This window comes from Lutibacter sp. (assembly GCF_013139515.1).
Lineage (GTDB): Bacteria > Bacteroidota > Bacteroidia > Flavobacteriales > Flavobacteriaceae > Lutibacter.
The window spans coordinates 1-2641 of record NZ_WTAR01000140.1; the positions used below are offsets into that span (position 1 = coordinate 1).

Here is a 2641-nt window from a genome sequence, read left to right on the forward strand (position 1 = left end):
ATTATGCAAGGAGACTTCTATACAAAAGGAGCAACCGGAGCACCAGGGTTACAACCTTTTGATATGACAAAAGCCGTTGCAGAGCAAGCAGACTATGTTGTGTTTAACGGTAGAATGGGTTCTTTAACAGGTGACAATGCAATTACAGCAAATGTAGGTGAAACGGTACGTTTATATGTTGGTAATGGTGGACCTAACTTAGTTTCTTCTTTTCACGTAATTGGCGAAATATTTGACAAAGTAAATGTTGAAGGTGGTTCTATGATTAATGAGAATGTACAAACTACATTAATTCCTGCAGGTGGAGCTGCAATTGTTGAGTTTAAAGTAGATGTTCCAGGGACATTTATTATTGTAGATCACTCTATCTTTAGAGCATTCAACAAAGGAGCTTTAGGAATGTTGAAAGTTAAAGGTGAAGAAGATAAGAAATTATATTCAGGAGTTAAGCAAGAAGGTATTTACAATCCAGAAGGAGGAACAATTCAAGAGATGCCTACTGATGATTCTAAAAAAGTAGCTGTTAGAAAAAATAAAACATTGGAAGAGAAAATAGCATCAGGTAAAAACATCTATACGAAAACTTGTTTCGCTTGTCATCAAGCAAATGGAGAAGGTATTGCTAGTGCATTTCCTCCTTTAGCAAAATCAGATTATTTAAATGCTGATGTAAAAAGAGCTATTGATATTGTACTAAATGGTAAAACTGGTGAAATTACAGTTAATGGAGAAAAGTACAATAGTATTATGACAAAGCAAACATTAACTAGCGATGAAGTTGCTGATGTATTAACTTACATATACAACTCTTGGGATAACAACAAAACAAATGTTACTACCAATATGGTTGATGAAGTTAAAAGCGGTCACTAAAATTTAATACCAATGAAAACTATTTTAAGATTGACAATTTGCACCATGCTTCTTATGGCTGTCAATGCAAATTGTCAGTCTAAAATGGTTACTATAAAAGGAGGAACTTATACGCCACTTTATGGTAGAGACTCCTTACAAGTAACAATTTCAGACTTTGAGATGGATGTATATCCAGTTACTAATGAAGAATTTTTAGCATTTGTTAAAAACAATTCAAAATGGAAAAAGTCAAAAATTATTCGGCTTTTTGCTGATGAGAATTACCTTTATTCTTGGAAATCAGATACAATTTTAAGCACTACTCAATCTTTAAAAGCTCCAATTACCAATATTTCTTGGTTTGTAGCAAATGATTATTGTGAATGTCAAGGAAAAAGGTTGCCAACCGTTGATGAATGGGAATATGTAGCAATGGCAAATGAGAAACTTCCAGATGCACGTACATTAAAAACATATAACGAATTTATTTTATCTTGGTACGAGAAACCAAAAACATTCAATAATGAAATTGGTTCAACATTCAAAAACTATTGGGGAGTTTATGATTTACACGGATTAGTTTGGGAATGGACTTCCGATTTTAATTCGGTGCTGGTATCTGGAGAATCAAGAAAAGATGTAGATAATGATAGTAACCTATTTTGTGGAAGTGCAGCCATAGGCGCAACCGATTTAATGAACTATGCGGCTTTTATGCGTTACGCAATTCGTGGAAGTGTTAAGGCAAAATACACGATGAGAAACTTAGGTTTTAGATGTGTGAAAGATAAAATTACAAATTAAATGAAAAACATAAAATATATAACATTGCTACTTGTTGCAATTTTAACTTTAGCAGCATGTAATACAGGGCAACCTAACAAAGATAAAGCAATTGCCTATCAATGTCCTATGAAATGTGAAGGGGAAAAGACATTTAATGAACCTGCCAGTTGTAGTGTTTGTAAAATGGATTTAAAACCTATTGCAGATCAACTAAAAAAAAATAAATCAACTGATGAAATTTCAGAAACTTCTATTTTTAATTTAACTTCAAAATGGAATACGGAAGAAGGAAAAGAAATTGAATTGAAAGATTTAAAAGGAAAAACATTAGTAATGGTAATGATTTATACTACTTGTAAAGCAGCTTGCCCAAGATTGGTAGCAGATATGCGTAGTATTGAATCTAAAATTCATAAAAACCTTTTAAAAGATATTAATTTTGTGTTAGTAAGTATTGATCCAGAAACAGATACGCCAGCAAGATTAAAAGAATTTGCCATTGAAAATTTCATGGATGATGAACAATGGACTTTCTTGCAGGGAGACATAAGTAGTGTTAGAGAATTTGCAAATGTACTAGCTGTTAAATACAAACAAATTTCACCTTTGGATTTTTCACATTCAAATATTATAAGTGTGTTTAACCCGCATGGTGAGTTGGTTCATCAACAAGAAGGGTTAGGAGTTGATAATAAAGAAACAATTATTAAAATTGTTGAAACTGTAAACAAGTAATAAGTATGAGTAAGCAAGCACCATATTATCATTCAATTGGAAAAGAAATTGAAGTATTTGAACAATCCTATAAAAATAAAATTCCGTTTTTATTAAAAGGACCAACTGGTACTGGTAAATCTAGATTTATTGAGTTTATGGCTCATAAATTAAATAAAAAACTAATTACCATTTCTTGCCATGAAGAAACTTCTTCAACAGATTTAATTGGGCGTTATATTATTAAAGGAGCCGAAACAATTTGGTTAGATGGTCCTTTAACAAC

General features: G+C 31.9%; 4 protein-coding genes. All 4 read left to right on the forward strand.

Annotation, left to right across the window (positions count from 1 at the left end; translation table 11 throughout):
• A partial coding sequence (locus tag GQ540_RS12270) for a c-type cytochrome (protein ID WP_291801510.1) occupies positions 1-873 on the forward strand: 873 nt, incomplete at its 5' end.
• Positions 874-918: 45 nt separating this feature from the next.
• Positions 919-1659 carry a formylglycine-generating enzyme family protein gene (locus tag GQ540_RS12275; protein WP_291801517.1) on the forward strand — a complete coding sequence of 247 codons (741 nt, stop codon included), beginning with the start codon at positions 919-921 and terminating at the stop codon, positions 1657-1659.
• On the forward strand, positions 1660-2376 hold the full coding sequence (locus GQ540_RS12280; RefSeq protein WP_291801513.1) for an SCO family protein: 717 nt from the start codon (positions 1660-1662) through the stop codon (positions 2374-2376).
• Between the two features lie 5 nt (positions 2377-2381).
• The coding region (locus tag GQ540_RS12285; protein WP_291801515.1) for an AAA family ATPase at positions 2382-2641 on the forward strand (260 nt) is incomplete at its 3' end.

What these genes read in the sequence shown, in the direction of transcription:
- GQ540_RS12275 (WP_291801517.1), top strand. Translation starts at nt 919, where the DNA reads ATGCTTCTTATGGCTGTCAATGCAAATTGTCAGTCTAAAATGGTTACT.
- GQ540_RS12280 (WP_291801513.1), top strand. Translation starts at nt 1,660, where the DNA reads ATGAAAAACATAAAATATATAACATTGCTACTTGTTGCAATTTTAACT.